Raw genomic sequence first — 25451 nt, 5'->3', positions numbered from 1 at the left:
AGCGGGTAATTGGCTGCCGCGAGTAACTGTTTCGTGCAGCCGCGCAGAGGTTCCGAGGCCGTCTCTGTTCGTTGTCGTCATCGAAGATTCGCAAGCCGACGACAACGACAACGAACAGCATCGGTGCAACTGGCTCCGGCGAATCGCTTTGGCAAAGCGTCTCCGCAACACGTCTGAATCGCGCCCGGTGCGGCATGTGATGTTTGGGGATTGGGGCGGCCTTGGCAGCATCGACGAGCGTTAAACCGCGCCCAGCACGGTATGCGATCTTTGTGGATCGGATCGGCCTTGGCAGACTCAAGGAGTATCGGAGCTGGCGCGGTTTAAGATATTAAAAAATATAAAATTTTAAACCGCGTCTCCACTGATGTCGTTGACTTCCCCAAAGCTAAACACAAACTGAAAATTACGCATATCGCGCTGGACGCGGTTTGACAGACGTTTTGTGCAAAAGACGCGCCGAGTTGCCGATCACCGCAAGTGAACTCAACGGCATCGCAATGGCAGCGATCAGGGGCGTGACGATCCCGGCCATGGCGAGCGGGACCATGATGAGGTTATAGACCGCCGAGATCCCGATATTCTGGCGAATGGCGCGCAGGGTCTGCCGCGAGAGTTCGGCGGCCTCGACCACGCGCCCCAGTTCACTCGACATGAGCACGATGTCGGCGCTGGCGATGGAGACATCCGTGCCACTGCCCAAGGCGATGCCGACATCGGCCCGCACCAGCGCCGGGGCATCGTTGACGCCGTCGCCGACCATCGCCACCCGCTGACCGCCGCGCTGGAGGTCGCCGATCACCCGATCCTTGTCCTCGGGCAGTACCTCGGCGATGAGGTCGATCCCGCCCAGTTGCGCCGCGATCCGCTCCGCAACCTCGCGGCGGTCGCCGGTCAGCAGGGTCACACGGATGCCCTGAGCGCGCAGCCGGGCGATGATCTCAGCGGCATCGGGACGCAGCCGGTCCTGGATGCGCAGTCGTAATACCTCGCGACCATTGAACGCGCAATGGATCAGGCCCGCATCCTCATGGTGGACACAAGCCGCAACACCATGACGCGCCAGCCATTCCGCACTGCCGATCACAACCATCATTCCCGCGACTCGTCCCCTGAGCCCCAGCCCCGGCGCAATCACGACCGCCTCGACCTCGCCCCCGGCAGTCGCAATCCCCGCGCGCGCGCAGAGATCCAGGATCGCAACCGCCGCCGGATGCTCGGACAGACGTTCGAGCGCACCGCACAGACGCAGAGATCGCCGCTGGATTTCGGTCAGCCCGGCGGCATCGCTGGCGACCGGCTGCCAGCCCGAATCACCTTCCAGATCGTACAGCGCCACCACCGCCGGTCGCCCTTCGGTCAGGGTGCCGGTCTTGTCGAAAACGATGTGATCGATCCCGGACAGGCGTTCGAGCACCGCGCCGTTCCTGACCAGAATGCCGCGTGCCGCGCCGCGCCCGGTGGCGACCGCGACCGCCATCGGCGTCGCCATGCCGAGTGCACAGGGACAGGTGACGATGAGCACGGACGTCGCCGCCATCAGGGCGAACTCGACATCCCTGCCCATCCAGCCAAGGAAGGTGAGCGTCGCCAGACCCAGGGTCGCGGCCACGAACCAGGGCACGATACGGTCGGCCAGACGCTGGATCGGCGCGCGACTGGACTGCGCCGCTTCAACCAATTGGATGATGCGTCCGAGCGCGGTCTCGCGCAGCAGTCCGGTGACGCGCACCCTCAGCACGCCTGCCCGGTTGATGGTCCCCGCCGCGACCCGGTCGCCGACGGCCTTGGCAATGGGGCGCGATTCGCCGGTCAGCATCGACTCGTCCACCTGACTGGTCCCGCTCAACACCTCGCCATCGACCGGGATCCGCTCACCCGGACGCACCAGCACGCCGTCATCGATCTGGAGCGCGCGGATCGGCATCACCGCCTCCTCTTCGCCCCGCAGACGGGTCGCAACCCTGGGCTGGAGATCGAGCAGACGCTGGGTCGAGGCGACCGCACGCCGTCGCGAGATGGCCTCCAGATAGCGCCCGACCAGGATCACGAAGAGAAAATTGACGACCGTATCCCAGTAGACCGCGCCCTGTGCCGCGAGACCGAGCGTGACCGCCAGCGAATAGCCATAGGTGACGCTGACCCCGATCGCGATCGGCAGGTCCATGCTCAGACGCCGGGCGCGCAGACCCGACCAGGCACCCCGGAAGAAGGGCGCGCCCGAGTAAAGGATGGTCGGGGTCGCGAGCAGGAAGCCGATCCAGTGAAAGAGGTCGCGGAACTCGCCCTGATCGGCGCCGCTGTAGAGCGCGATGGAGATCCACATCAGGTTCATCATCGCGAACCCGGCCCAGGCCAGACGATAGAGCAGCGCGCGGTTCTCGCGGCCCAGCGCGCCTTCGGCTGAATCGGGATCGAAGGGGGCGGCGCGGTAGCCAAGATCGGCCAGCCGCCCGATGATGCGCGAGAGCGCCAGCCGACCGTTATCCCAGCGGACCCGCAACCGTCGCCCGGTGAGATTGACCCGCGCCTCTGCGACGCCGGGCAGGGTCTGCAAGCCCTTCTCGATCAGCCAGACACAGGCTGCGCAGTGGATGCCCTCGACCAGCAGATGGATCTCGCGGGCATCGCCGCTGACATCGGCGAATTCCTCCTGGACGGCGTCCAGATCGTAGACGGCGAGATGTGGCGGCGGCTCGGGCGGCGGTCCCAGCACCTCGCCCGCCGGGGTGCGGCGGTAGAATCCTTCGAGTCCGGCGGCATGGATGGCCTCGCAGACCGCCTTGCAGCCGGTGCAGCAGAAGGCGCGCTCGGCACCAGCGACGACTGCCGTTTCGCGCGCCGCAGGCGAGACCGGCAGGCCGCAGTGAAAACAGCCGGTTGGTGAGTCGGTCATGATCCGCTCAGGATGTTAAATCCTGTCCATTCGATGTCAGTTCACCGCCCAGCAGCGCCTCGGGATCGCGAATCTCGGCCAGCGGCGGCAGCTCGTTGAGTGAGCGCAGACCGAAATAGTCCAGGAACTTGCGGGTGGTGGCATAGAGTGCCGGGCGACCGGGCACGTCGCGATGTCCGACCACCCGCACCCACTCGCGTTCGGTGAGTGTCCTGATGATGCTGGTGCTGACCGCGACGCCGCGAATGTCCTCGATCTCGCCTCGGGTGATGGGCTGACGGTAGGCGATCAGCGCCAGCGTCTCCAGCAGGGCGCGCGAGTAACGCGGCGCCTTTTCGTCCCAGAGCCGCGCGACCCAGGGCGCAACGCTGGCGCGCACCTGCACCCGGAAACCGCCAGCGACCTCAATGATCTCGATGCCGCGCGACTGATACTCCGTCTCCAGTTCGCGGATGGCGGCCAAGATCAGCGCCCGCTCGGGCCGTTCGTCCTCGCTGAACAGCGCCAGGATCTGGTCCAGGCTCAGGGGTTCGCCAGCGGCGATCAGCGCCGCCTCGACGATGAGTTTAAGCGACGGCGCTGTCATCGATCCCGGCCTGCGGCGAAGACTCGCGCAATCGCACATGAATAGGCGTGAAGGGTTCGGTCTGGACCAGTTCCAGGATGCTGGACTTGATCAGCTCCAGCAGGGCCAGAAAGGTGACAACAGCCCCGGCACGGCCTTCGTCGAGATTGAACAGATCGGTGAAGTTGAGAAAACGCCCGCCCATCAGACGCTCCATGACCTGCGACATGCGCTCGCGCAGCGAGAGCGATTCCTTCTCGACCCGGTGACTGGTAAAGAGATCGGCGCGCGCCAGCACCCCGCGCAGGGCCATCAGCAGTTCGCCCAGATCGACCTCGGGCGGCAGGCGCTGGCTGAGTCCGGGCGGAATGGCGGCGCTGACCGCGAAGACATCGCGCTCCAGTCGCGGGAGCGCATCGAGATCCTGGGCCGCCTGTTTGAAGCGTTCATACTCCTGAAGCCGCCGCACCAGATCGGCGCGCGGATCGATGCCATCCTCCTCTTCCTGACTGGTGCGCGGGAGCAGCAGACGGGATTTGATCTCGGCCAGCATGGCCGCCATCACCAGATACTCGGCGGCCAGTTCGAGCCGGAGTTCGGTCATCAGCTCGACATACTCCATGTATTGCGCAGTGATCTCGGCGATGGGGATGTCCAGAATGTCCAGATTCTGCCGCTTGATGAGATAGAGCAGCAGATCGAGCGGCCCCTCGAAGGCATCGAGAAAGACCTCCAGCGCATCCGGCGGGATATAGAGATCCAGCGGCAGGGTCAGGAGCGGCGCACCCTGCACCATGGCGAAGGGCAATTCAGGCTGGGTGTCAGCCGGCGTGGTCTCTGCAACATCAAGCGTGGCCGGGGCTGATCCGTTCGCTGACCGCTCGCGCAACCTGGTCCGGGTCGCGGGGACGCTGCCCGCCCCGTGCGACGCAGTGGACAGCTCAATGACGGTTTCCGCTTCCATCATCTTTTCATCATCTAAACCGCGTCCCACTGACGGCCATTGGTCGCCGCCAGATCGAACCAAACCGCAAGTGGTCTTTGGTCACACCGGACGCGGTTTAGATTGAGATTAAGCCATGACGAGTGACATGGCGTGCCGCACTTCTTCAAGGGTCTCATGGGCCACATCGCGCGCCTTCTCGCAGCCTTCGTTGAGGACGCTGCGCACCAGCTCGGGCTGGGCCTCGTATTCCTGCGCGCGGGTCTGGATCGGCAGCAGTTCGGCCAGCACGGCATCGACCACGGGCTGCTTGCATTCAAGACAGCCGATGCCGGCAGACTTGCAGCCCTGCTGCACCCACTCATGCACCGCTTCATTGGAATAGACCTGATGGAACTGCCACACCGGACACTTGGCCGGATCGCCCGGATCGGTGCGCCGCACCCGCGCCGGATCGGTCGGCATGGTCCGCAGCGCCTTCTCGACCTCAGCCGGGGTATCCCGCAGTGAGATGGTGTTGTGGTAGGACTTGGACATCTTCTGTCCATCCAGGCCCGGCATCCGCGACGCCTTGGTCAGCAGCGGCTGCGGCTCCGGCAGGATCACCCGCCCGCCGCCTTCCAGATACCCAAGCAGACGTTCGCGATCGGCCAGGGTGATATTGCCCTGGCCCTCGATCAGTGCGCGGGCGACGGCGAGCGCCTCCTGATCACCCTGCTCCTGATAGCGGCGTTTGAGGCTGTCGAAGAGCTTGGCGTTCTTCTTGCCCATCTTGCGTTTCGCTTCTTCGGCCTTTTCCTCGAAGCCCTTTTCGCGCCCGTAGATGTGGTTGAAACGCCGTGCCACCTCGCGGGTCAGTTCCACATGGGCGACCTGATCCTCACCGACCGGCACCTGTCCGGCCTTGTAGACCAGAATGTCCGCGCTCTGGAGCAGCGGATAGCCGAGAAAGCCGTAGGTGGCGAGATCCTTCTCCTTGAGCCGCTCCTGCTGATCCTTGTAGGTCGGCACACGTTCCAGCCAGCCAAGCGGCGTGATCATGGAGAGCAGCAGATGCAGCTCGGCATGTTCAGGCACCCGCGACTGGACGAAGACCGTCGCCGAGCCGGGATTGATGCCGGCGGCCAGCCAGTCGATCACCATCTCGCGAGAACTCTCGGGGATGGCCGATGGATCTTCGTAATGGGTCGTCAGCGCGTGCCAGTCGGCGACGAAGAAAAAGCACTCGTACTCGTGCTGCAACGCCAGCCAGTTCTTGAGCACGCCATGATAATGGCCGAGATGCAGCCGGCCCGTGGGACGCATGCCCGAAAGCACGCGCGCGTGTTGTGCGGAGACAGAAGCCAAGGGAGACGACCTCGCGTCAGATGGAGCGGACGAAAAAAAGTTCTTTCACGATCCCCGAGCCGGGGAGCAGATCGACGGTACCGATGACGACCGGCAGCAGGATGGTGCTCAACAGCCCCGTGACCAGCAGCGCCAGCAGGACGATGAGCCCGAAGGGCTCAAGCCGGGAAAAATAGTAGCTGAGCTTTGGCGGCAGCAGCGCATTCAGCACCCGCCCGCCGTCCAGCGGCAGCAGGGGAAGCAGATTCAGGACCATAAGAAAGACATTGATGAGCACCCCGGCAGCGCCCATGTAGACCAGCGGCAGCGCGACCCATTGATAGATGGGCAACAGCAGCAGACCCAGATGGATCGCGAGCCCCCAGAGCAGGGCCATCAGCAGATTGGCGCCGGGACCGGCCACCGCCACCAGCGCCATGTCGCGCCGGGGATGGCGCAGATTGCGCCAGTTGACCGGCACCGGCTTGGCCCAGCCGAAGAGAAAACCGGTGAAGAGAAAGGCCAGCGCCGGCACCAGAATGGTGCCGACCGGATCGATATGCCGGAGTGGATTGAAGGTGACGCGCCCGAGCATGAGCGCGGTGCGGTCGCCCAGCCGGTTGGCGACCCAGCCGTGGGCCGCCTCATGCACGGTGATCGCGAAGATCACCGGCAGGGCCAGCACCGCCAGCAGTTGCATTTGGTTCAATGTGTCCATCATTCCTCGAAGAGGGTCGAATCGCCCTTGCCGCGCCGCACCAGCGCGGGCGGATCGGCCATCATATCGACCACAGTGGTGGGTTCCAGGCCACAGAAGCCGCCGTCGATCACCAGATCCACATGCTTGTCGAGGATCTCGCGCATCTCATAGGGATCGGTCAGCGGCTGATCGTCATCCGGCAGGATCAGGGTCGTGCTCAGGATCGGCTGATTGAGTTCGCTCAGGAGTGCGCGGCAGATCTCGTTGTCCGGCACCCGCATCCCGATGGCCTTGCGCTTGGGGTGCAGCAGGCGTCGCGGCACCTGTTTGGTCGCTTCATGGATGAAGGTATAGGCGCCGGGCGTGAGCGACTTGAGCATCCGGTAGGCCTGATCGTCGATCTTGGCATAGGTGGCGATCTCGGAGAGATCGCGGCAGACCAGGGTGAAGTTGTGCTTGTCGTCCAGACGGCGGATGCGGCGGATGCGCTCCATCGCCGATTTCTCGCCGATCTGGCAGCCAAGCGCATAGGACGAGTCGGTCGGATAGACGATCACGCCGCCTTCCAGCAGGATCTCGACCGTGCGCCGCACCAGCCGCGCCTGCGGATTCTCGGGGTGAATCTGAAAGAATTGCGCCATTTATTGAACCGCGTCCAGAGCGATATGCTTGATTTTCAGTTTGTGTTTAGCTCTGGGGATGTCACCAACCTCAGTAGAGACGCGGTTTAAAATTCATCTTATTGAATATATTAAACCGCGCCAGCTCTCACGGTTGTCGATGCTGCCAAGATTGATCCAACCCAAAAACATCGCCTGCCGCACCGGGCGCGGTTTAGCGCATATTTTCCTGCATCAGCGTCAGAATGCGCCGACCGCTCTCGGTCTGTTCGGGTTTGCCGTTTGCGTCCAGCACGCTGACACGCGACTCCTTGTCATTGCCTGTGACCTGGATCTGGTATTGCTTCACCTGATCGATGTCTTTATTCCGCCAGAAGGCCAGCCGGGAGATGAAGCCGGGCTTTTCGGTTCGGGTGTCGCCTGAGGCGTCTTTTCCCGCATAGCGCACATAATAGATACCGCGACTCTGGTCGCGGTCTTCCACCGCGAAGCCGGCACGATCAAGCGCCGACCCGGTCAGACGCCAGGCGCCACGGAAATCTTCCGGAACCAACAGCGATTGAGCACTGCCTTCGGTCACCAGTCGCGCCCGCGAACCCTGAGCCGGCGCCGCACCGGACGGTCTGGCGCTCACCTCGGTCGCACTCTGCTTCGAGGCGCCCATGAAGACCATCAGACGCCTGAGCATCTCGGCCTCTTTGTCCGGATCGCTGCCGCTCGGCTCCCAGATGGTGCGGCTGCCATCGCCGATGGCGCTGGTCACCAGTTTTTCTTCCATGCCACGATGGGTGAGATGAATGTCGGCGGTGCCCGGTCGCGTCCCTTCTTCGATCCGCACACTGTACTGGTCGCGGGTGGAGGTGGCGTAGAGTCCCTCGGCGACCTTGCTGACCATGCGGGTCAGGAAGTCCTGGCGGATCTCGGCGCGATTGTCGAGCCAGTCGGTCTTCATCACGCCGATTGCGGGATTCTGCTCCACCAGCAGGATGCCCTGCTCGCGCCAGAAGGCGACGACCTTCGGCCAGACCTGCTGGGCCGGCGCCTGCACTTCCAGCCAGCGACCCTTGTCCGTCCGTCTGAGTTCGACATTCGGGACCGCTGGCAGCACGGTTCCGCTTGAGGCAACCTGCTGGCGCTGCGCACGTCCGCCTGAATATTCGGAGAAGGTGGCGGGCGCTCCGCCATCGGGAATATCCAGGGCGTCATCGAAGCTGCTGCCGGCGAGATCGGGCGGAACCTCCAGGTTCTCGCTCGCTTCGCGCTGCTTCTTGTAGATCAGCCGCTGATCGGGCAGAGCCTCATCGAGACCAAGCGAACTGCAACCAGGGAGTTGCAGGTACAGGGCCAGTGCGGCAAGGGTCGCGATTACCTTGAAACCGGGTCTCAATGTCAAAAACCTCTGAGTGAAATGGGGTGTTCCCGACGCCTCTCGGCGACGGATGCCTTGTCAAAGAAGGTCGGCCTGCTCCATCGCCTGCCGGACACGCGCCTGACAGTCCTCGGCCAGCCAGGTCAGCGGCAGGCGGATGCCGGGCTGACAGAGCCCCATCTGTGCGGCGGCCCATTTGACCGGGATCGGATTGGACTGGACGAAGAGATCGTGATGCAGCGCGTCCAGAGGACCATTGATGGCCTCCGCCCGCTCGCGGTCGCCACTCAGGGCGGCCTCGCACATTGCCTGCATGGGTCCGGGCGCGAGATTGGATGTCACTGAAATGACGCCGTCGCCACCACGCAGCATGAATTCGCAACCGGTCGCGTCGTCGCCGCTGTAAAGTGCAAAGGCGTCGCCACAGAGCTCGCGCAGCCTGGACACGCGGCTCAGATCGCCGGTTGCCTCCTTGACGCCGATGATGTTGCTGATCGGCGCCAGCCGGGCGATGGTCTCGGGCTGCATGTCGCAGGCGGTGCGACCCGGCACGTTATACAGGATCTGCGGGATATCGACCGCCTCGGCCACCGCCCTGTGATGGAGATAGAGTCCTTCCTGGGTCGGCTTGTTGTAATAAGGTGTGACCAGCAATGCCGCGACGGCGCCGGCCGCCTTCGCACAGCGGGTCAGCAGGATGGCCTCGCGGGTCGAATTGGCGCCCGTGCCGGCGATGATCGGAATGCGTCCGGCGGCGAACTCGACCGTGCGCCGGATGACCGCGCAATGCTCGTCCTCGTCGAGGGTCGCCGATTCGCCGGTGGTGCCGACGGCGACGATGGCCGTGGTCCCGGCAGCGACATGAAAATCGACGAGACGTTGCAGGCTCGCGTCATCGATTTCGCCATCCGGATGCATGGGCGTAATGAGCGCAACGATGCTGCCGCGAAACATGCTCCAACTCCATATTGGTAAACAGGCATTGAACGGGGTGGGTTCATGGTAGCTCGCGCGACCCTGCCGAGACAACCGGCAGCCGCAACCGCAATGCACAAGTCACCATTCTCCGACCATGCCGGGGCACCTGGCTCCCAGAGGATCGCTTCCGGGCGGAATCGGCTTCGGTTATGATCAGCACCCCGCAACGCCCCGTCGGATGCCGGACGCCGGATCCCCGATTCACCCATGAAGGTTGAAACATCCCCATGTTCGACATTGGTTTTTCAGAACTGGTCATGATCGCGCTGGTGGCGCTGATCGTCATCGGCCCGGAACGGCTGCCGAAGGCCGCGCGCGTCGCCGGCATGTGGGTGGGACGTGCGCGACGCTCACTCGCTTCAGTCAAGCAGGAGATCGATCGCGAACTCAAGGCCGATGAACTCAATGAGATACTCAAGCGACAGACGCACATCGAGTCGCTGGAAACCATCTTTGAAGAACCGCCGAAGCCCGCCGCCGGCCTCGCACCCAATCTGCCGCCAGCCCCGGCGTCGCCCAGCCCTGCCAAATCCGACGCCCTGCGCGAGCCGCCGCCGCGCGGTTAAACGCGGTCAATCCATCATGCTCTTTATTTAAGAGGTTGAACGTGTGAGCCCTTCATCGACCTGGATCAGTGTCCGCCATCTACTGGCGCCCTTGCCTTCGCAGGACCGGCACATGCGCTGGCCAGCAGTAATCGTCCTGATCCTGCTGCTGACGCCGTTCGCCGCCGCTGCCGCGCCGCCCATGCACGAAATCGCCGTTTTCGGCATCCCGGTGGAGTTCATTCTCTTCGCCTTCACCCTGCTCGGGGTGGCCTTCTTCCACAACCATACGCTTGCCGTGGCCCTGACCGGGCTGACCGCCATCGTCAGCTACAAACTGGAGTTCACCGGCTTTCACACCGGCGCCGGGCTGGCCGGTCTGGCGGGCCATCTCGAACACGAGTGGGTGATTCTGACCAATCTGCTTGGTCTGCTGCTCGGCTTTGCGCTCCTGGCCCGTCACTTCGAGGACAGCGGTGTCCCGCACATCCTGCCCCGTTACCTGCCGAACGGCTGGTTCGGCGGACTGGCACTGCTGGTCGTCATCTTCGTGCTGTCGAGCTTTCTCGACAACATCGCCGCCGCCCTGATCGGCGGCACCATCGCCGCCAGCGTCTTCCGTTATCGGGTGCATATCGGCTATCTCGCCGCCATCGTCGCCGCCTCCAATGCCGGCGGTTCCGGTAGCGTGGTCGGCGACACCACCACCACCATGATGTGGATCTCCGGGATCGCGCCACACGAAGTTTTCCATGCCTATGTCGCCGCTGGCGTGGCACTGCTGATCTTCGGCATTCCAGCCGCGATTCAGCAGCATCGCTTCTCGCCGATCGTGCGCGATGTCCCGCAGGATGCCCGCATCGACTGGACGCGGCTGGGAATCGTGGCGGGGATCCTGTTCGCCGCCGTCGCCACCAATGTCGTCGTGAATTCCGCCTTCAAGAGTCTGGCTGACAGCTTCCCCTTTCTCGGGGTGGCGGTGTGGGTCGCCATCCTGTTCGCCGCACGCAAGCGCCAGCCCGAGTGGAGCCTGCTGCCGGAGGCATTCAAGGGCAGTCTCTTCCTCCTGACCCTGGTGGTCTGCGCCTCGCTGATGCCGGTCGAAAAACTGCCGGAGGCGTCCTGGTATTCCGCCCTCACGCTGGGCTTCGTTTCCGCCGTCTTCGACAACATCCCGCTGACCGCGCTGGCCATTGAGCAGGGCGGATTCGATTGGGGGATGCTGGCCTATGCCGTGGGCTTCGGCGGTTCCATGATCTGGTTCGGCAGCTCGGCGGGCGTCGCCCTGTCGAACATGTTTCCGCAGGCCAAATCCGTCGGCGCCTGGCTGCGTCACGGCTGGCATGTCGCGCTGGCCTATGTGATCGGCTTTGCCGTGCTTTTCTTCACCCTCGGCTGGCAACCGCTTGCCACCGAATCCGGAACGGCTCAGGCGATCGAGTCGCTGCCAGCCGCCGCGCCCCAGATCGAAAACCCGCTCATGGCGGTTCGGGAGACACTCCGATGATGACCTTTCTGGTTCCAACCGACGGCTCCGAGTACGCCGAGCGCGCCGTCCGCTATCTGATCAAGCTCGCCGGCAGTCAGACGCCGGGAACGATCCATCTGGTCAATGTGCGCAGGCCCATCGACGCCTGGGAGGTGCGCCGCTTCCTGACCGACGAGGAAATTCAGGCGACGCAGCACCGCGAGGGCGAGCAAGACATGGCCTCCGCTTGCGCCCTGCTGGATGAGGCGGGCATCACCTACAGCAAGCATGTCCTGATCGGCCCGATCGCACCGAGCATCGCCCGTTTCGCCGCTGAGCAGGGCTGCGACGCCATTGTGATGGGCAGCCATGGCCGGGGCGAGCTGGGGAACCTGCTGCTGGGATCGATCGCGACCAAGGTCATCCATCTGACGACGATTCCGGTGACGCTGGTCAGATAAGCCGCATCGCACGGCGGGCGATGTCAGTCAAACGAACGCCAGCGACACGGCATTGCGTCCGCGCTCTTTTGACCGGTACATCGCCTCGTCCGCACGCTGCGCCAGTTCGATCGGATTGGCGCCATGATCGGGGTAGATCGCGATCCCAATGCTGGTTGAGATATCGATCTCATGGCCTTCAATCGTGAAGGGCACATCAATGGCGGCGCGAATCTTTTCCGCTACCTGAAGGGCATACTCGGGCTGGCGCGCATTGCGCAGCAGCACCACGAACTCATCGCCGCCGATGCGGGCGACGGTATCCGACTCGCGCACGCACTGCCCCAGACGCTGGGCGACATCCCGCAGCAGCAGATCGCCGACACGGTGCCCGAGCTGGTCGTTGACCGGCTTGAAGCGGTCCAGATCGATGAACATCAGCGCAAACCGGGTCCGTTCGCGTCGTGCCTCAACCAGCGCCCGCTCGACCCGGTCATCGAAGAGTGCGCGATTCGGCAGACCGGTCAGGGCGTCGTGCTGCGCCATCAGCCGGATCCGTTCCTCGGTCTCTTTCTGGGTCTGAATGTCGGCAAAATAGCCAAACCAGACCAGACTGCCATCTGGTTCGACATCCGGGGTCGCCTGTCCCTCGAACCAGCGATAATCGCCGAGCGGCTGACGGATGCGGAACTGTGTCTGCCAGAGCGAGAGGGTCGCCGCCGAGTCGTTGAGTCCCTGCAACACGGCGTCGCGATCCTGATCATGCAGACGCGCGAAAAAAGGCGCCGCATCCCCGGCCAGAGCATCTGCCGTGAGGCCGAAGATCTTGACCCTGGGGCTGATGTAGGAAAAATGCGCGACCCCGTCGAGGGGGCGGCGATAGCGGAACATCACGCCCGGAACGCTGTCGGCGATGCGTCGCAGGAATTCCACGCTGGCGTCCAGCTCGGCCACCCGCCGACGCTGATCATTGATCGTCATCTCCAGACGCGCCGCCATCTGATCGAGCAGGACCGAAATCGCCGCCAGCTCATAACGACCGACGACGCCGATCCGGTGGGTCAGATTCCCCTGCTCGAACTGGCTGGCACTGCGATGGAGAATGACCAGCGGCGCGACGATTTCATGCCGCGTAAAACGCTCGGCGCGGCGAACGCAATACACCACTCCGCTCAGTGCAAACAGCGAAACACCGATGAGGGCGGACAGCCCGAACACCAGATCGCGAATCGGCTGCCGGGCGACGGCCAGCAGTCCGCCGCGCACCGCGCGTGCACTCAGAGACAGAACGATGGCGCCATCGCGGTCGCGCAGCACACCCATCGCCATGCTTGCGTGCAGACCGATGCGCTCCGGATACAGATCGTCGAGCGAGGTCGCGCCGCGCATATAGGCCAGCTTGCGATGGAGAACGATGCGTTCGGACGAGTCAATGACAAAGACCGTGCCGGTCTTGCCGACCTGAAGGGCATTGATCTGAGTCCATAATCTGCTCAGGTCGATGCGTGCGACCAGACTGCGGGCGAAGCGACCGCCGGCATCGGGTACGGCCACCGCCAGAAACAGAGATGGCAGGGGTTGCCGGTCGTGTTCAGGGGGACCGATATAGGTCAACCCCTGACGCACCGGATCGAGCCAGGGCTGTTCATCGAAGCGCAGACGCGAGGGCAGCGCGACCCATTGCTGCTGCGCCAGCACAGCGCCGTCCTGTCCGACCAGATAGAGCCCCTGAAAGCCTGACTTCTGCACCAGATTGCCGCGAAAGAGCGGATCGGGATCGCTGGTCGTGGCCAGATAGTTGGCGATGGTGTTCAGATCGATCTCGACATTGAGCAGATAATCATCGATCAGGGCCGCCCCCTGACGCGCCTGCTCGGTCAGGTGCCAGGCCAGTTGCTGCCAGACCAGCAGACCGCAGACCGCCACCAGCAGCAGAATGACCAGCTTCGCCAGCCGGCCAAGCCGACCCACCCGGCGATACAGGGCAAGGGCAATGCTGGATTCATCCTCTCTGCCAAATGGACGGGCTGACGCCGGCATGTCCATTTCAATGATTTCCGGCTGGAACATCGGCTTCCAGCGTCTCGCGATCAAGCAGCGGCATTTCCCGCCAGACGGACTGAGCGGGATAGGTCTCACCGCGTTCGAGATGGCGCACCAGCAGTTGCACCGCAGCGCGCGCCTGCGCCTCGGGCGACTGTTCGATGGTGACATGCATCCGCCCGGCACGGATGGCGGCGAGCGCCTCGGGATTCGCATCGACCCCGGTGACGAGAATCCCGGTGCGACCGGCGCGGGCGATGGCGTCGGCGGCACCCAGCGCCATGGTGTCATTGGCGGCCAGAATCGCGTCGATATGCGGGAAACGATCAAGCCAGCCGCGCGTGACCCGTTCGGCCTGCCCGCGCAGCCAGTTGGCCGACTGCATGTCAAGCACCTCGATGTCGCTCGCGGCGAGCGCGTCAAGAAAGCCGTTGCGCCGCTCGATGGCGTTCTGACCCTCTTCCTGCCCCGAGAGGATCAGCACCCGGCCACGACCGTCAAGCCGGCGCATGATCCATTCCGCAGCGAGCCGTCCGGCCTGTTGATTATCGAAGGCGAGCTGGGTCAGGACCGCGCGCGAACTGAGCGGCGTATCCAGGATGACCACCGGCTTGCCGGCGGCGACCACACGCTCGACCGGCTCGACCAGGAGATTGCTGTTGATCGGCGCCAGCACCAGACCGTCGATGTCACTGTGCGCCAGCCGATCCACCAGATTGACCTGAAGGGCGACATCGTAACGCTCGCTATCCGGAGTCATGACCTCGACCCTGACCCTGAAATCAGCACCGGCCTGCCTGGCGCCCTGAGCTAAACGCCGCCGATAGGCGTTCCCGCCCTCCCCGGCCTTGGTCACGAAGGCGATCTTCCAGGGATGGGACGCCTGAATGTCGCGTGCCGGAGAGAGATGGTCATCGGCGTTCGCCCGGCCCACGCTCATCAGCACCAGCCAGAGAGCGAAGCAGCGTGCAACGGGCCGGATCATGGCAGACCCTGAGGCGAAAACGCTTCGCGGTCCATTGCGCCCGGCAGCGGGAAATCGTCTTGATTGACCTGGAGCATAATGTCATCACCATAGAATGCAGCGGGATCGGCAACGAAGGTCAGGCCAGCGTCCGCTCTGGCCGGAACAGTCCTCAGCCGTTCGAGGAGCCCGTCATCTCGCTTTGAATGTCCTGCGCCCAGGCAAAGGCTTCCAGGAAATAGGCCGAGAGCGACGGCATGTCCAGACCGGCGGGCGGCGTGACGGTCGCCGATCCATCCGACTCGAACCGCTTGGCGATCACCAGCACCTGCCCCATCAATCCCTCATGGCGCAGAATCGCGCCCTTGATTTCCTCGTCCAGCGGAAGCGGTTGGAGCGCCTCGTCCAGCGATACCTCAAGGAGTTCATCGAGATTGGAAAAAAGCCCCACCGTGAAAAGCGCATCTTTTGCAGCATGCAGATGGCGTTCGCCAACGATCTGACAGAAGCGGGCGTAAGTCAGTGAGCGGGTAATGGAAAACTGACTCTCGACATTCAGCCCGCCCAGCATGATGAGCGCGGCCCAGCGGCGGATGGCACGCAGCCCGACGAGGGCGATGGCCTGCTTGAGATTGTGGACGGGGCGTCCCTGCGAGATCGCGGCGTTGCCGAGAATCCGCAGCAGACGGTAACTGAGGGTGACATCCTGTGCGATCAGGTGCTCGACCTGTTGCAGACTGATGGAGTCGTCCTGCAGCTGCGCCAGCAGGTTGAGGATCTGGATCCGGTTGCCGGGAGGACGCTTGCCCGAGATGACGCGCGGGCGGGCAAGATAATATCCCTGGAAGAGATCGAAGCCCAGATTGAGACATTCGACGAACTGAAATTTGTTTTCTACCTTTTCGGCCAGGAGCTGGGGCCGGTTGCGCCGGGGCAGCGACTCGAATTTGGCGCGCATGGCGCGCTCATCGTCGCCCAGCACATCGAATTTGACGATGTGACAGAGATCCAGCAGCGGATCCCAACTGGTGTGATAGATGAAATCATCCAGCGCGATCCTGAAACCCTGACCGACCAGTTGGCGCACCGCGTCCACCAGCTCGGGTGTGATCTGCGCCGTCTCCAGGATCTCCAGCACCACCCGCTCCGGCGGCAGCATCTGGATGATGTCGCTGGCAAGCAGGCTTTCGGTCAGATTGAGGAAGAGGAGTTTGTCGCGCCCCAGGCGCTCAACGCCGATGTCGGAAAAGGCATTGATGATCACCTGCGAGGTGGCGGCGTCGCCATCGAGCCGGCTGCCCTCGAAGCCGCCGCTGGCGTCGCGAAACAGGAGCTCGTAAGCCACGACCTGCCGATCACGGTCGAAGATCGGCTGCACGCCGAGAAAAATGTTGTTCATGATTTAAACCGCCAGGCGGTCCAGAATGCCGAAAAGCACCGCATTGAGCTGCGCGTAATCCTGCTCGCTTGCCGCCAGCATGCGTTCGGCGGTCTGGACATGGGCCGCCGGAATGATCTCGTCGGCGCAGTGGAGCAGGATGTCGGCGACGCTTTCGGGTGTGGATTCCAGGTGACACTGAAGCCCGAGCACGCGCCCGTCATAAAGAAATGCCTGTTGCGCGCAGGCGGCGCTGCGGGCCAGATGGACCGCGCCGGGGGGCAGTTCAAAGGTGTCGCCGTGCCAGTGATAAACCTGAAACACTGGCGGCAGAAAGCCGAAGAGCGGGGATGACCGGCCGGCCTCGGTCAGTTCGATGGGGAACCAGCCGATCTCTTTTTCCGGATTGCGCGCAACGCGCGCACCCAGCGTCCCGGCGATCAACTGGGCGCCGAGACAGACACCGATCAGGGTTTTGCCGACGGCGATGCTCTCGCCGATGAAGCGTTTTTCGGGGACGAGCCAGGGGTGATCCGCCTCGTCATGAACGCCCATCGGGCCGCCCATGATCACCAGCCAGTCGAACGCGGTCTGAGCGGGCAGCGACTCGCCGGCATAGACATGGGTCGTCGTGATGGCATGACCGCGCCGGGCCGCCCAGTCGGCGATGCCGGCCGGGCCTTCAAAGGGGACGTGTTGCAGACAATGTATACGCATGATAGGAAATCGCCCGTCTCAACAGCCCTGATCCTCAGACAGCATCTCCGCCGCACCCTGAATGAAGGCGTCGGCGCGATAGAGACCGATCAGGGTCTTGCCGTCGGTAATGGTTCCGTCGTGACACCAGTCCAGCGCCTGACTCAGGGGCAGCCAGTGAATTTCGATCAGCTCGCCATGCTCATGGGCGACCGGCAGCGCGGTCAGGCCGCGCGCCAGCCACAGATGAATCACCTCGGTGAAAATGCCCGGCGAACTGTGCATCGGCCCCAGATCCGTCCATTCCGCCGCCTCCAGCCCCGCCTCTTCAGCCAGTTCGCGGCGTGCCGTCGCGAACGGTGCTTCGTCGGGATCGATGCGTCCGGCAGGCAGCTCCCACAGCCAGCCCCCGCTGGCATGGCGGAACTGACGCAGCAGACAGACCCGATCCTGCTCATCCAGGGCCACGGCGGCCGCCCCGCCAGGATGGCGCACGATCTCCAGCTCGACCTGGCTGCCGTCCGGCAAGGCGACGCTTTCGAGCGCAACCTCGATGACCCGTCCCTGATAGATGGGTTCGCGTTTCAGGATGTGGCCTTCACTCATCGCAATCTCCTCATTATGAAGCCGCTGCGGCGGCGCCTAAACTAGCCTTCTCGCGCCGATTCGACAAGCCGGATCGCGGTCTCTGTGGCGATCTCGACACGGTCATCTGGCTGTAACCTGTTGTCAATAAACTAATGCAATCGCTTATAAACCCCGAAGCCGTTCGTTGTCGTTGTCGTTGTCGTTGTCGTTGTCGTCTTCGGCTTGCGCATCTTCGATTACGACAACGACAACGACAACGACAACGACAACGATCGGAGATGGTCTCGGAACCTCTGCATTGCTGCACCAAACCGCCGATCAGCTCAGTCAAACTTAACAGGACCCTTGTGCATGACAACCATTCTTGTCGTTGATGACGAACCGGATATCCGCGAAGTGATGCGCTTTGCGCTGGAAAATGCGGCGTTTCAGGTCATGGAGGCGGGTCATGCGGACGACGCCCGCAAACTGTTGAACAACGAATGTCCGGATCTGATCCTGCTCGACTGGATGCTGCCCGGACGTTCGGGCCTGGAACTGGCGCAGCAGCTCAAACAGAATCCCAAGACCCGGGACGTGCCCATCATCATGGTCAGTGCGCGCGGTGAGGAAGAGGATCGGGTCAAAGGTCTGGAAACCGGTGCCGATGATTATATCGCCAAACCTTTCTCGCCCCGCGAGATGGTGGCCCGCGTCAAGGCCGTGCTGCGCCGCAGTCAGCCGGACGAACCGACCGATGAGATCGAGATCGGCGGTCTGCGCATCGATCATATCAGTCACCGCATCACGGCGGCAGGACAGCCCATTGAGGTGGCGCCGACCGAATATCGTCTGCTGCATTTTTTCATGACCCATGCCGACCGCGCCTTCAGCCGTTCGCAACTGCTGGATCGGGTCTGGGGGGATCAGGTCTATGTGGAAGAGCGCACGGTCGATGTCCATATCCGGCGGCTGCGCAAGGCGCTGGAGGCCACCGGACACGATCATCTGCTGCAAACCGTGCGCGGTGTCGGCTATCGTTTTTCGGACAAGCCATGACCGGCCTGGCCAGCGGATCGCACCCACAGGGGGCGTCCATGCGCGACTCCCTGCTGGTCGAACTGGCGTTTTTCATGCTGCCCATCGGCATTGGCGCCGGACTGTGGCTGCTCGGCGCCAATCCATCCTGGATCTGGCCGCTGGTGCTGCTGTCCTATGCACTGCGCCATGTCTATCATCTGCTCCGGCTCGCGCTCATGATCCACCGCCGGCATCGGCTGGCCCCCCCTTTTCCACGCGGACTCTGGGGCGACATCCACCGCAGCATCGCCCATTATCAACAGCTCGGACGCAAGCGTCGCAAACGCCAGATCCGCTTCACCCGGCGCTTCCGCGAGGCCGCCAATGCGGTGCCGGACGCCCTGGTCGTCCTCGACAAACAGCATCGCATCGACTGGGCCAATCCGGCGGCGGGGCGACTGATGAACATTCACTGGCCGCAGGATGACGGGCGACGTTTTACCGATATTCTCACCCATGCCGAACTGGGCGCTTTCATCGATGCCGGCGACTACACGCGCCCGCTGGACATCGCGCCCGAGCACAACCGCACGCTCATGCTCTCGCTGCGGATCACGCCCTTCGGTGAACGCAAGCGGCAGCGTCTGGTGGTCGGGCGCGACATCACCAAGATCTATCATCTGAACATGATCCGGCGCGACTTCGTCGCCAACGCCTCGCACGAACTGCGCACCCCGCTGACCGTGATCGCGGGCTTTCTGGAGCCTTTGATCGATGCGCCGACGACCCCGGCCAACCATCAACGACCGCTCATCCTGATGCACAATCAGACCGAGCGCATGCGCTCGATCATCGAGGATCTGCTCACCCTGTCGCGACTGGACATGAGCGACCATCCCGATGAACAGCAATCCGTCGATGTCCCGGACGAACTCCATCTGATCCTGCAGGAGGCGCGGACGCTGAGCAACGGACAGCACTGCGTCGAGACCGACATTGACGACGATCTGCTGCTGTTCGGTAATCAGCCGGAGCTGCACAGCGCCTTCTCGAACCTGATCTTCAACGCGATCAAGCACACGCCGGAAGGCACACGGATCCGTATCGGCTGGAGCACGGACCGGAGCGGTCCCTGTTTCTCAGTGGAAGACGACGGTCCCGGCATCGCCCCGGAGCACCTGCCGCGACTCACCGAGCGGTTTTATCGGGTGGATCGCGCGCGCTCGCGCGAATCGGGTGGAACCGGGCTGGGACTGGCCATCGTCAAGCACGTCCTGAATCGACATGATGGACGCCTGACCATCTCCAGCGAGGTCGGACAGGGGACGATTTTTTCCTGCCGCTTCCCGCCTGCTCGCGGGTCGTGCAGAGATGAGATGGACGTGCTGGGGGCGGGTTGAGTGGGATGGAATGGATTAACAGGATTTCGCAGGATGGACAGGATTTTAAAAGCCCCGCTTTATCATCCTGTCAAACCGCGTCTGGAGTGAAATGCGTGGTTTTTCTTTTGTGTTCAATGCTGTGGATCTCAGCGACCTCGGTGGAGACGCGGTTTAGAAATTGATATTTTTTAATCTCTTAAACCGCGCTGCCTCCGACAATCCCTGAATCTGTCGGGGCCGGCCCGATCCATAAACATCGCATACCGCGCTGGACGCGGTTTAATCCTGTCTATTTTTCCTGGTCGGAAGGTTCCTGCAATTCCTGAAACGCCTGATTGACGCGATCCCGCAGTTCCTTGCCGGGCTTGAAATGCGGAACATGCTTGCCAGCCAGGGATACGGATTCACCGGTCTTGGGATTGCGCCCGATGCGTGGCGGACGGTAATGCAGCGAGAAACTGCCGAATCCGCGAATCTCGATCCGCTCACCGGAAGACAGCGCACCGCTCATGCGTTCGAGAATCCTGCGAACCGCCTCTTCGACATCTTTGTGGGGAAGATGATCCTGCTCGGCGGCCAGAATGTCGATCAGCTCGGATTTCGTCATGGTATCGACTCCTGGGAAAAGATCGCGGGGTCCAGTGGACCCCGCATTCTGATCAGGAGCAACGCAGGAATCAGTTCCCGCGCTGCGCCTCTTCCATCTGCTCCTTGAGGAGGTCGCCGAGGCTGGTGCCGCTGGAGGCGTCACGCGAATAGCCCTTGATCGCCGACTGCTCTTCTTCCATGTCCTTGGCCTTCATGGAGAGTGAGAGCGTGCGGTTCTTGCGATCAACGCCCAGGAACTTGGCTTCGATCTCTTCGCCAACCTTCAGCACCAGACGAGCGTCTTCGATACGGTCACGCGAGATTTCGGAGGCCCGCAGGTAGCCTTCGACGCCATCGGCCAGGGTGATGGTCGCGCCCTTGGGATCGACATCCGCGACCACGCCGGTGACCACGCTGCCCTTGTCATGCAGCGCCACGAAGCTGGAGAAGGGATCCTTGTCGAGCTGCTTGACGCCGAGCGAAATGCGCTCGCGCTCCGGATCGACCGAGAGCACGACCGTTTCCAGCTCATCGCCCTTCTTGTAGCGACGCAGCGCCGATTCACCGCCCTCTTCCCAGGAGATGTCGGACAGATGAACCAGACCGTCGATGCCGCCGTCGAGACCGATGAAGATACCGAAGTCGGTGATCGACTTGATCTTGCCGGAGACATGGTCGCCCTTCTTGTGGGTGACCGCGAACTCGTCCCAGGGATTCAGGGCGCACTGCTTGATGCCGAGCGAGATGCGGCGACGCTCCTCGTCGATGTCCAGCACCATGACCTCGACCTCGTCGCCCAGCGACACGATCTTGCTCGGATGGATGTTCTTGTTGGTCCAGTCCATTTCGGAGACGTGGACCAGACCCTCGACACCCTCTTCGATCTCGACGAAGCAGCCGTAATCGGCGATGTTGGTGACCTTGCCGAAGACGCGGGTGCTCTCGGGATAACGGCGCGAGATATTGACCCAGGGATCCTCGCCCATCTGCTTGAGACCGAGCGAGACGCGCTGACGGTCGCGATCGAACTTGAGCACCTTGACATCGATCTCGTCGCCGATCTCGACCACTTCGGACGGGTGCTTGACGCGGCGCCAGGCCATGTCGGTGATGTGCAGCAGGCCGTCGATGCCGCCCAGATCCAGGAAGGCGCCGTAATCGGTGAGGTTCTTGACCACACCCTTGACCTGCATGCCCTCTTCCAGGTTCGCCAGCAGGGTATCGCGCTCGGCGCTGTATTCCTCTTCCACCACGGCGCGGCGGGAGACGACGACATTGTTGCGCTTGCGGTCGAGCTTGATGACCTTGAATTCCTGCTCCTTGCCTTCGAGGTAGGTGGTGTCGCGCACCGGGCGCACATCGACCAGCGATCCCGGCAGGAAGGCGCGAACCGTGTCCAGCTCGACGGTGAAGCCGCCCTTGACCTTGCCGTTGATGAGACCCTTGACGGTGTCGCCGTTCTCGAAGGCCTTTTCGAGGAAATCCCAGGCGGCGAAACGCTTTGCCTTCTCACGCGACAGGCGGGTCACGCCAAAGCCATCTTCGACGGCATCCAGGGCGACTTTCACGACATCGCCGACAGCGACCTCAAGGCGGCCTTCCGCATTGAGGAACTGGCTGCGCGGGATGACGCCTTCGGACTTGAGCCCGGCGTTGATCACGACATTGTCAGCCGTGATCTCGACGACCGTTCCATCAACGATGGTGCCCGGCTGGAGTTGAGTGGTGCTTAGACTCTGTTCAAAAAGTTCGGCAAAGCTTTCGGTCATGGGATCCGGTTATCCTGAAGATCGGCGCGCAAACCCGCTCCATCCGGAGCGAGGGGTATGTATGAAATGAAAAGGCCGGCGCATTCTGCACCGACCCTGTTTTTTGGTCTTCCCGCATCATCACGCTGCAATGATGCGGGACGGCCAGTCACATCAGAGGACCAGCTCCGGGAAGACGCGCCTCACCTCTTCCAGGACCCGATCGAGCACTTCAACGATGGACATTGCGGTGGAATCCACCAGGACAGCGTCAGCAGCGGCGATGAGCGGCGCCACCGAGCGGGTGCGGTCACGCGCATCCCGTTCGCGAATGTCTGCAACGAGGTTCGGCAGGTTAGCATCCAACCCCTTTCCTTTCAACTGTTTATATCGACGTTCAGCGCGTGCGTCGGGGCTGGCGTCGAGAAAGATCTTGAGCGGCGCCTCAGGGAACACCACGGTGCCCATGTCGCGTCCATCGGCGACCAGTCCGGGCGGGCGCGCCAGGCGGCGCTGCCAGCCCAGCAGCGCCGCGCGCACCGGCGGATGCACGGCCACACGCGAGGCCGCCATGCCGGCTTCCTCGGTGCGGATCGCCTCGCTTACATCCTCGCCATCCAGGATGACCTGATCAGCGGCAAAGGAAACCGGCAGCGTCGCAGCCAGCGCCGCCATGCTGATCGGGTCATCGCATGACAGCCCGCGCCGCGCGGCGGCCAGCCCCAATACGCGATAGAGCGCGCCACTATCCAGGGTATGCCAGCCCAGCCGCTCGGCGACCAGGGCGGCAAGCGTGCCCTTGCCGGTGCCGGACGGACCGTCGATGGTGATGACCGGAATCATGCGCCGGACGCCTCGATCCCGAGACCGACGCCTGCCGCCAGTTCGACAAACCCCGGAAACGAGGTCTCCACATTGGCGCAGTCGCGGATCGTCACCGACCCGCTCGCACGCAGCCCGGCGATGGCGAAGGACATGGCGATCCGATGATCGCTGTGGGCATCAATCGGCTCGCCGCCAGCAGTCGAACCGAATTCGCCGCCGACGATACGGATGCCATCCGGAAGCGGTTCGGCGAGAATGCCAAGCCGGGTCAGGCCATCGGCCATGACCTGAATCCGGTCACTCTCTTTCACCCGCAGTTCCTCGGCACCGGTGAGGATGGTCTCGCCCTCGGCGCAGGCCGCAGCGATGAAAATGGCGGGAAACTCATCAATGGCGAGCGGCACCTGATCCACCGGGATCCGGATGCCCTTCAGACGGGCGGTACGGACGCGAATGTCAGCCACCGGCTCGCCGCCCAGGGTGCGCCGGTCGAGCAGTTCGATGTCCGCCCCCATGCCGCGCAGGATATTGATGACGCCCACCCGGGTCGGATTGATGCCGACCTCTTCCAGCAAGAGATCCGAGCCCGGCGCGATACTGGCGCCGGCCAGAAAAAAGGCCGCCGACGAGATGTCCGCCGGGATCTGCAGCTGACAGCCGCGCAGACGGCCGCCGCCGTTCAGACAGGCCCGCGCGCCCTGGCGGCGCACCGGATAACCGAAGGCGGTCAGCATGCGCTCGGTATGGTCGCGGGTGGGCGCCGGCTCGGTCACGCCGGTCTCGCCCCCGGCATAGAGTCCCGCCAGCAGCAGGCTCGATTTGACCTGGGCGCTCGGCACGGTCAGCCGATAGTCGATGCCGGTCAGATGCGGCACCGGCTCGATGACCAGCGGTGCGGTGCCGTCAGCCGTCGTGCCGATGTGCGCACCCATCAGCGCCAGGGGCTCGGTCACGCGCCGCATCGGACGCCGCGACAGCGAGGCATCGCCAGTGAGCGTGACCGGGAAGGACTGGCCCGCCAGCAGGCCCGCCAGCAATCGCATGGAGGTACCCGAATTGCCCATGTCGAGCGGCCCGTCCGGCGCACGCAGACCGCGCAGACCGACCCCGTGCACCCGCACCCGACCGGCATCAGGGCCGTCGATCTCAACCCCCATCCGCCGAAAGGCAGTCAGGGTCGCCAGCGCGTCCGCGCCTTCGAGAAAACCGGCGATGCGGCTCTCGCCCTCGGCGATGGCTGAGAGCATGATGGAACGGTGCGAGATCGATTTATCGCCGGGCACGCGCAAACGTCCGCGCAGCGCGCCGCCGGGCGCGATCTGGAATCGAAGGTCGGTGACTGCGGTCAATGCCACTCCCGCACGGGCGTGTCGGATTCGGGAAAACCCGGCATTCTAATCGTGCCGATAAAAATGGTTCAAACAGTTTCTGTCCGAGCGGGATCCGCCCTAGATTCGCAGATGGGTTTGAATGTCAGCCGCAAGCGGTTGCGCGCGTCCTGATCTTCAAGCTCCGACAAACTGACCACACCCGGATTCTGCGGCTGTCTCGGGACGACTCGTCGCGGCGACAGACGCCGGTTGCTGTGGGATTCGTTCGAGAATGTCGGTAATGCCACAGTCCCGATTCGGCAAGTACCCGATTGATCGACGGTTTCCGTCTGGCCCCTGTTTTGCTTCCGGCTCGCTATGAACGCGCATTCACCATCCCCAGACTCCGCTGCGATGCCCGACCAGCCGCCGCTTCCGGAAAACCTGCTGACCGGCTTCGCGCGTCGCGAACTGGACAGGGGCTGTCTGCTGGCCACGCCATCGAGCACGCGCGATCAGGTGTTCATCGTGCACAGCGGACGCCTGCGGGTCTATTTGATCGGCGAAAATCGCGAACTCAGCCTGACCTTTCTCGAACCGGGCGACATCTATACCACCCACACGCCGACCTATGTCGAGGCGGTGGCGACGAGCGTCATCTATCTCCTCGACACCGCCGAATTCGCCCGCAAGCTGATCAGCGAGCCATCCGTCTCGCCGGCCATGATGCGCGTGCTCGGCAAGCTCCTGAACAATGCCGTGCATCTGATCGAGGATCTGGCGTTTCGCGAGGTGCCGGCGCGACTTGCCCGTTTCCTGCTCGGTCTGGCCGACCGGCGCGGAACACCGCTTGAGCGGGGCTGTCTGGTGCCGCTCGACCTCAGCATGGAGGACGTTGCAAGCCTGCTCGGCACCACCCGGCAGACCGTCTCCTCGCTCATCAATCTGTGGGAGCGCCAGGGGCTGATCGAGCGGCGGGGACGTGGCAACCTCTGCATCTATTCGCGCGAGGCGCTGGCCCGACTCTGCCCGCCAAGTGTCGGCCAGCCGACGGACAATCTGCGTCAATCACGCTAAAGT

Annotated in this window: 23 protein-coding genes; 6 read left to right on the top strand and 17 right to left on the bottom strand. The window is 63.3% G+C overall.

Translation table 11 applies throughout. The annotated features are described in order from the left end of the window. Positions 1 to 406: 406 nt before the first annotated feature. The 8 genes from EDC35_RS08910 to dapA all read right to left on the bottom strand — a co-directional run bounded on the left by EDC35_RS08910 (position 407) and on the right by dapA (position 9373). Positions 407 to 2896, bottom strand: coding sequence for a heavy metal translocating P-type ATPase (locus tag EDC35_RS08910; protein ID WP_132976900.1), 2490 nt, complete (start codon positions 2894 to 2896; stop codon positions 407 to 409). Between the two features lie 7 nt (positions 2897 to 2903). Then, on the bottom strand, positions 2904 to 3482 hold the full coding sequence (gene scpB, locus EDC35_RS08905) for an SMC-Scp complex subunit ScpB (protein ID WP_132976899.1): 579 nt from the start codon (positions 3480 to 3482) through the stop codon (positions 2904 to 2906). Then, on the bottom strand, positions 3463 to 4257 hold the full coding sequence (locus tag EDC35_RS08900) for a segregation and condensation protein A (RefSeq protein ID WP_207896174.1): 795 nt from the start codon (positions 4255 to 4257) through the stop codon (positions 3463 to 3465). The genes scpB and EDC35_RS08900 overlap by 20 nt, the downstream gene beginning before the upstream one ends. Before the next feature lie 276 nt (positions 4258 to 4533). Beyond that, positions 4534 to 5751 carry a tryptophan--tRNA ligase gene (locus tag EDC35_RS08895; RefSeq protein ID WP_132976898.1) on the bottom strand — a complete coding sequence of 406 codons (1218 nt, stop codon included), beginning with the start codon at positions 5749 to 5751 and terminating at the stop codon, positions 4534 to 4536. A 16-nt stretch (positions 5752 to 5767) separates the two neighbouring features. Further along, on the bottom strand, positions 5768 to 6448 hold the full coding sequence (locus EDC35_RS08890; protein ID WP_132976897.1) for a site-2 protease family protein: 681 nt from the start codon (positions 6446 to 6448) through the stop codon (positions 5768 to 5770). Next, the gene (locus tag EDC35_RS08885) at positions 6448 to 7071 is read right to left on the bottom strand and encodes an L-threonylcarbamoyladenylate synthase (protein ID WP_132976896.1); all 624 of its coding nucleotides are present in this window, start codon (positions 7069 to 7071) and stop codon (positions 6448 to 6450) included. The genes EDC35_RS08890 and EDC35_RS08885 overlap by 1 nt, the downstream gene beginning before the upstream one ends. A gap of 193 nt (positions 7072 to 7264) precedes the next feature. Further along, complete coding sequence (bamC, locus tag EDC35_RS08880; RefSeq protein WP_341539432.1) at positions 7265 to 8443, bottom strand: outer membrane protein assembly factor BamC; 1179 nt, start codon at positions 8441 to 8443, stop codon at positions 7265 to 7267. A gap of 54 nt (positions 8444 to 8497) precedes the next feature. After that, positions 8498 to 9373 carry a 4-hydroxy-tetrahydrodipicolinate synthase gene (gene dapA, locus EDC35_RS08875; protein WP_132976895.1) on the bottom strand — a complete coding sequence of 292 codons (876 nt, stop codon included), beginning with the start codon at positions 9371 to 9373 and terminating at the stop codon, positions 8498 to 8500. A gap of 251 nt (positions 9374 to 9624) precedes the next feature. Here dapA and tatB point away from each other — a divergent pair, with 251 nt between their 5' ends. The 3 genes from tatB (at position 9625) to EDC35_RS08860 (ending at position 11871) form a co-directional block, all read left to right on the top strand. Further along, positions 9625 to 9963: a Sec-independent protein translocase protein TatB gene (gene tatB / locus EDC35_RS08870; protein WP_132976894.1), complete on the top strand. Its 339-nt coding sequence runs from the start codon at positions 9625 to 9627 to the stop codon at positions 9961 to 9963. A gap of 112 nt (positions 9964 to 10075) precedes the next feature. Next, complete coding sequence (locus tag EDC35_RS08865; protein WP_132976893.1) at positions 10076 to 11449, top strand: citrate transporter; 1374 nt, start codon at positions 10076 to 10078, stop codon at positions 11447 to 11449. Then, positions 11446 to 11871 carry a universal stress protein gene (locus tag EDC35_RS08860; protein WP_132976892.1) on the top strand — a complete coding sequence of 142 codons (426 nt, stop codon included), beginning with the start codon at positions 11446 to 11448 and terminating at the stop codon, positions 11869 to 11871. The genes EDC35_RS08865 and EDC35_RS08860 overlap by 4 nt, the downstream gene beginning before the upstream one ends. A gap of 27 nt (positions 11872 to 11898) precedes the next feature. On the opposite strand, the gene EDC35_RS08855 is transcribed toward EDC35_RS08860, so the two are convergent. The 5 genes from EDC35_RS08855 to EDC35_RS08835 form a co-directional block, all read right to left on the bottom strand. Further along, entirely contained in the window at positions 11899 to 13890 is a 1992-nt protein-coding gene (locus EDC35_RS08855; RefSeq protein ID WP_165903385.1) for a diguanylate cyclase domain-containing protein, read from the bottom strand. Positions 13891 to 13897: 7 nt separating this feature from the next. Further along, entirely contained in the window at positions 13898 to 14878 is a 981-nt protein-coding gene (locus tag EDC35_RS08850) for a sugar ABC transporter substrate-binding protein (RefSeq protein WP_132976890.1), read from the bottom strand. A gap of 151 nt (positions 14879 to 15029) precedes the next feature. Next, complete coding sequence (locus tag EDC35_RS08845) at positions 15030 to 16256, bottom strand: EAL and HDOD domain-containing protein (RefSeq protein ID WP_132976889.1); 1227 nt, start codon at positions 16254 to 16256, stop codon at positions 15030 to 15032. A 3-nt stretch (positions 16257 to 16259) separates the two neighbouring features. Continuing rightward, positions 16260 to 16952, bottom strand: a complete 693-nt coding sequence (locus EDC35_RS08840) for a type 1 glutamine amidotransferase (protein ID WP_132976888.1) — start codon at positions 16950 to 16952, stop codon at positions 16260 to 16262. A gap of 18 nt (positions 16953 to 16970) precedes the next feature. Continuing rightward, positions 16971 to 17537 carry an NUDIX domain-containing protein gene (locus EDC35_RS08835; protein ID WP_132976887.1) on the bottom strand — a complete coding sequence of 189 codons (567 nt, stop codon included), beginning with the start codon at positions 17535 to 17537 and terminating at the stop codon, positions 16971 to 16973. Between the two features lie 333 nt (positions 17538 to 17870). Between EDC35_RS08835 and phoB the strand changes: the two genes are divergently transcribed. Together phoB and phoR are read left to right on the top strand one after the other, a co-directional pair. Further along, positions 17871 to 18557 (top strand): phosphate regulon transcriptional regulator PhoB, encoded by a 687-nt coding sequence (gene phoB / locus EDC35_RS08830; protein ID WP_132976886.1) that lies wholly within the window; start codon positions 17871 to 17873, stop codon positions 18555 to 18557. 38 nt (positions 18558 to 18595) lie between these two features. Beyond that, positions 18596 to 19918 (top strand): phosphate regulon sensor histidine kinase PhoR, encoded by a 1323-nt coding sequence (gene phoR, locus EDC35_RS08825; RefSeq protein ID WP_132976885.1) that lies wholly within the window; start codon positions 18596 to 18598, stop codon positions 19916 to 19918. 271 nt (positions 19919 to 20189) lie between these two features. Here the strand turns inward: phoR and EDC35_RS08820 are convergent, their stop codons facing one another. The 4 genes from EDC35_RS08820 to aroA form a co-directional block, all read right to left on the bottom strand. After that, positions 20190 to 20507 (bottom strand): integration host factor subunit beta, encoded by a 318-nt coding sequence (locus tag EDC35_RS08820; protein WP_132976884.1) that lies wholly within the window; start codon positions 20505 to 20507, stop codon positions 20190 to 20192. A 70-nt stretch (positions 20508 to 20577) separates the two neighbouring features. Continuing rightward, entirely contained in the window at positions 20578 to 22257 is a 1680-nt protein-coding gene (gene rpsA, locus EDC35_RS08815) for a 30S ribosomal protein S1 (RefSeq protein WP_132976883.1), read from the bottom strand. A gap of 153 nt (positions 22258 to 22410) precedes the next feature. Then, the gene (gene cmk / locus EDC35_RS08810; protein ID WP_132976882.1) at positions 22411 to 23079 is read right to left on the bottom strand and encodes a (d)CMP kinase; all 669 of its coding nucleotides are present in this window, start codon (positions 23077 to 23079) and stop codon (positions 22411 to 22413) included. Beyond that, complete coding sequence (gene aroA, locus EDC35_RS08805; protein ID WP_132976881.1) at positions 23076 to 24410, bottom strand: 3-phosphoshikimate 1-carboxyvinyltransferase; 1335 nt, start codon at positions 24408 to 24410, stop codon at positions 23076 to 23078. Before aroA ends, cmk begins: the two co-directional genes overlap by 4 nt. Positions 24411 to 24785: 375 nt before the next feature. On the opposite strand from aroA, the gene EDC35_RS08800 reads away from it, so the two are divergent. After that, entirely contained in the window at positions 24786 to 25448 is a 663-nt protein-coding gene (locus tag EDC35_RS08800) for a Crp/Fnr family transcriptional regulator (protein ID WP_132976880.1), read from the top strand. Positions 25449 to 25451 lie beyond the last annotated feature (3 nt).

This window comes from Thiobaca trueperi, assembly GCF_004342175.1.
Classification (GTDB): Bacteria; Pseudomonadota; Gammaproteobacteria; order Chromatiales; family Chromatiaceae; genus Thiobaca; species Thiobaca trueperi.
This window is presented reverse-complemented; position numbering and strand designations above follow the sequence as displayed.

Coding starts and splice junctions, on each gene's coding strand:
- EDC35_RS08800 (WP_132976880.1), top strand. CDS start 24,786: ATGCCCGACCAGCCGCCGCTTCCGGAAAACCTGCTGACCGGCTTCGCG.
- EDC35_RS08890 (WP_132976897.1), bottom strand. CDS start 6,448: ATGGACACATTGAACCAAATGCAACTGCTGGCGGTGCTGGCCCTGCCG.
- dapA (WP_132976895.1), bottom strand. CDS start 9,373: ATGTTTCGCGGCAGCATCGTTGCGCTCATTACGCCCATGCATCCGGAT.
- EDC35_RS08840 (WP_132976888.1), bottom strand. CDS start 16,952: ATGCGTATACATTGTCTGCAACACGTCCCCTTTGAAGGCCCGGCCGGC.
- phoB (WP_132976886.1), top strand. CDS start 17,871: ATGACAACCATTCTTGTCGTTGATGACGAACCGGATATCCGCGAAGTG.
- EDC35_RS08835 (WP_132976887.1), bottom strand. CDS start 17,537: ATGAGTGAAGGCCACATCCTGAAACGCGAACCCATCTATCAGGGACGG.
- EDC35_RS08900 (WP_207896174.1), bottom strand. CDS start 4,257: ATGGTGCAGGGTGCGCCGCTCCTGACCCTGCCGCTGGATCTCTATATC.
- EDC35_RS08845 (WP_132976889.1), bottom strand. CDS start 16,256: ATGAACAACATTTTTCTCGGCGTGCAGCCGATCTTCGACCGTGATCGG.
- EDC35_RS08885 (WP_132976896.1), bottom strand. CDS start 7,071: ATGGCGCAATTCTTTCAGATTCACCCCGAGAATCCGCAGGCGCGGCTG.
- EDC35_RS08865 (WP_132976893.1), top strand. CDS start 10,076: ATGCGCTGGCCAGCAGTAATCGTCCTGATCCTGCTGCTGACGCCGTTC.
- rpsA (WP_132976883.1), bottom strand. CDS start 22,257: ATGACCGAAAGCTTTGCCGAACTTTTTGAACAGAGTCTAAGCACCACT.
- cmk (WP_132976882.1), bottom strand. CDS start 23,079: ATGATTCCGGTCATCACCATCGACGGTCCGTCCGGCACCGGCAAGGGC.
- EDC35_RS08820 (WP_132976884.1), bottom strand. CDS start 20,507: ATGACGAAATCCGAGCTGATCGACATTCTGGCCGCCGAGCAGGATCAT.
- EDC35_RS08850 (WP_132976890.1), bottom strand. CDS start 14,878: ATGATCCGGCCCGTTGCACGCTGCTTCGCTCTCTGGCTGGTGCTGATG.
- tatB (WP_132976894.1), top strand. CDS start 9,625: ATGTTCGACATTGGTTTTTCAGAACTGGTCATGATCGCGCTGGTGGCG.
- EDC35_RS08855 (WP_165903385.1), bottom strand. CDS start 13,890: ATGCCGGCGTCAGCCCGTCCATTTGGCAGAGAGGATGAATCCAGCATT.
- EDC35_RS08910 (WP_132976900.1), bottom strand. CDS start 2,896: ATGACCGACTCACCAACCGGCTGTTTTCACTGCGGCCTGCCGGTCTCG.
- scpB (WP_132976899.1), bottom strand. CDS start 3,482: ATGACAGCGCCGTCGCTTAAACTCATCGTCGAGGCGGCGCTGATCGCC.
- phoR (WP_132976885.1), top strand. CDS start 18,596: ATGCGCGACTCCCTGCTGGTCGAACTGGCGTTTTTCATGCTGCCCATC.
- EDC35_RS08860 (WP_132976892.1), top strand. CDS start 11,446: ATGATGACCTTTCTGGTTCCAACCGACGGCTCCGAGTACGCCGAGCGC.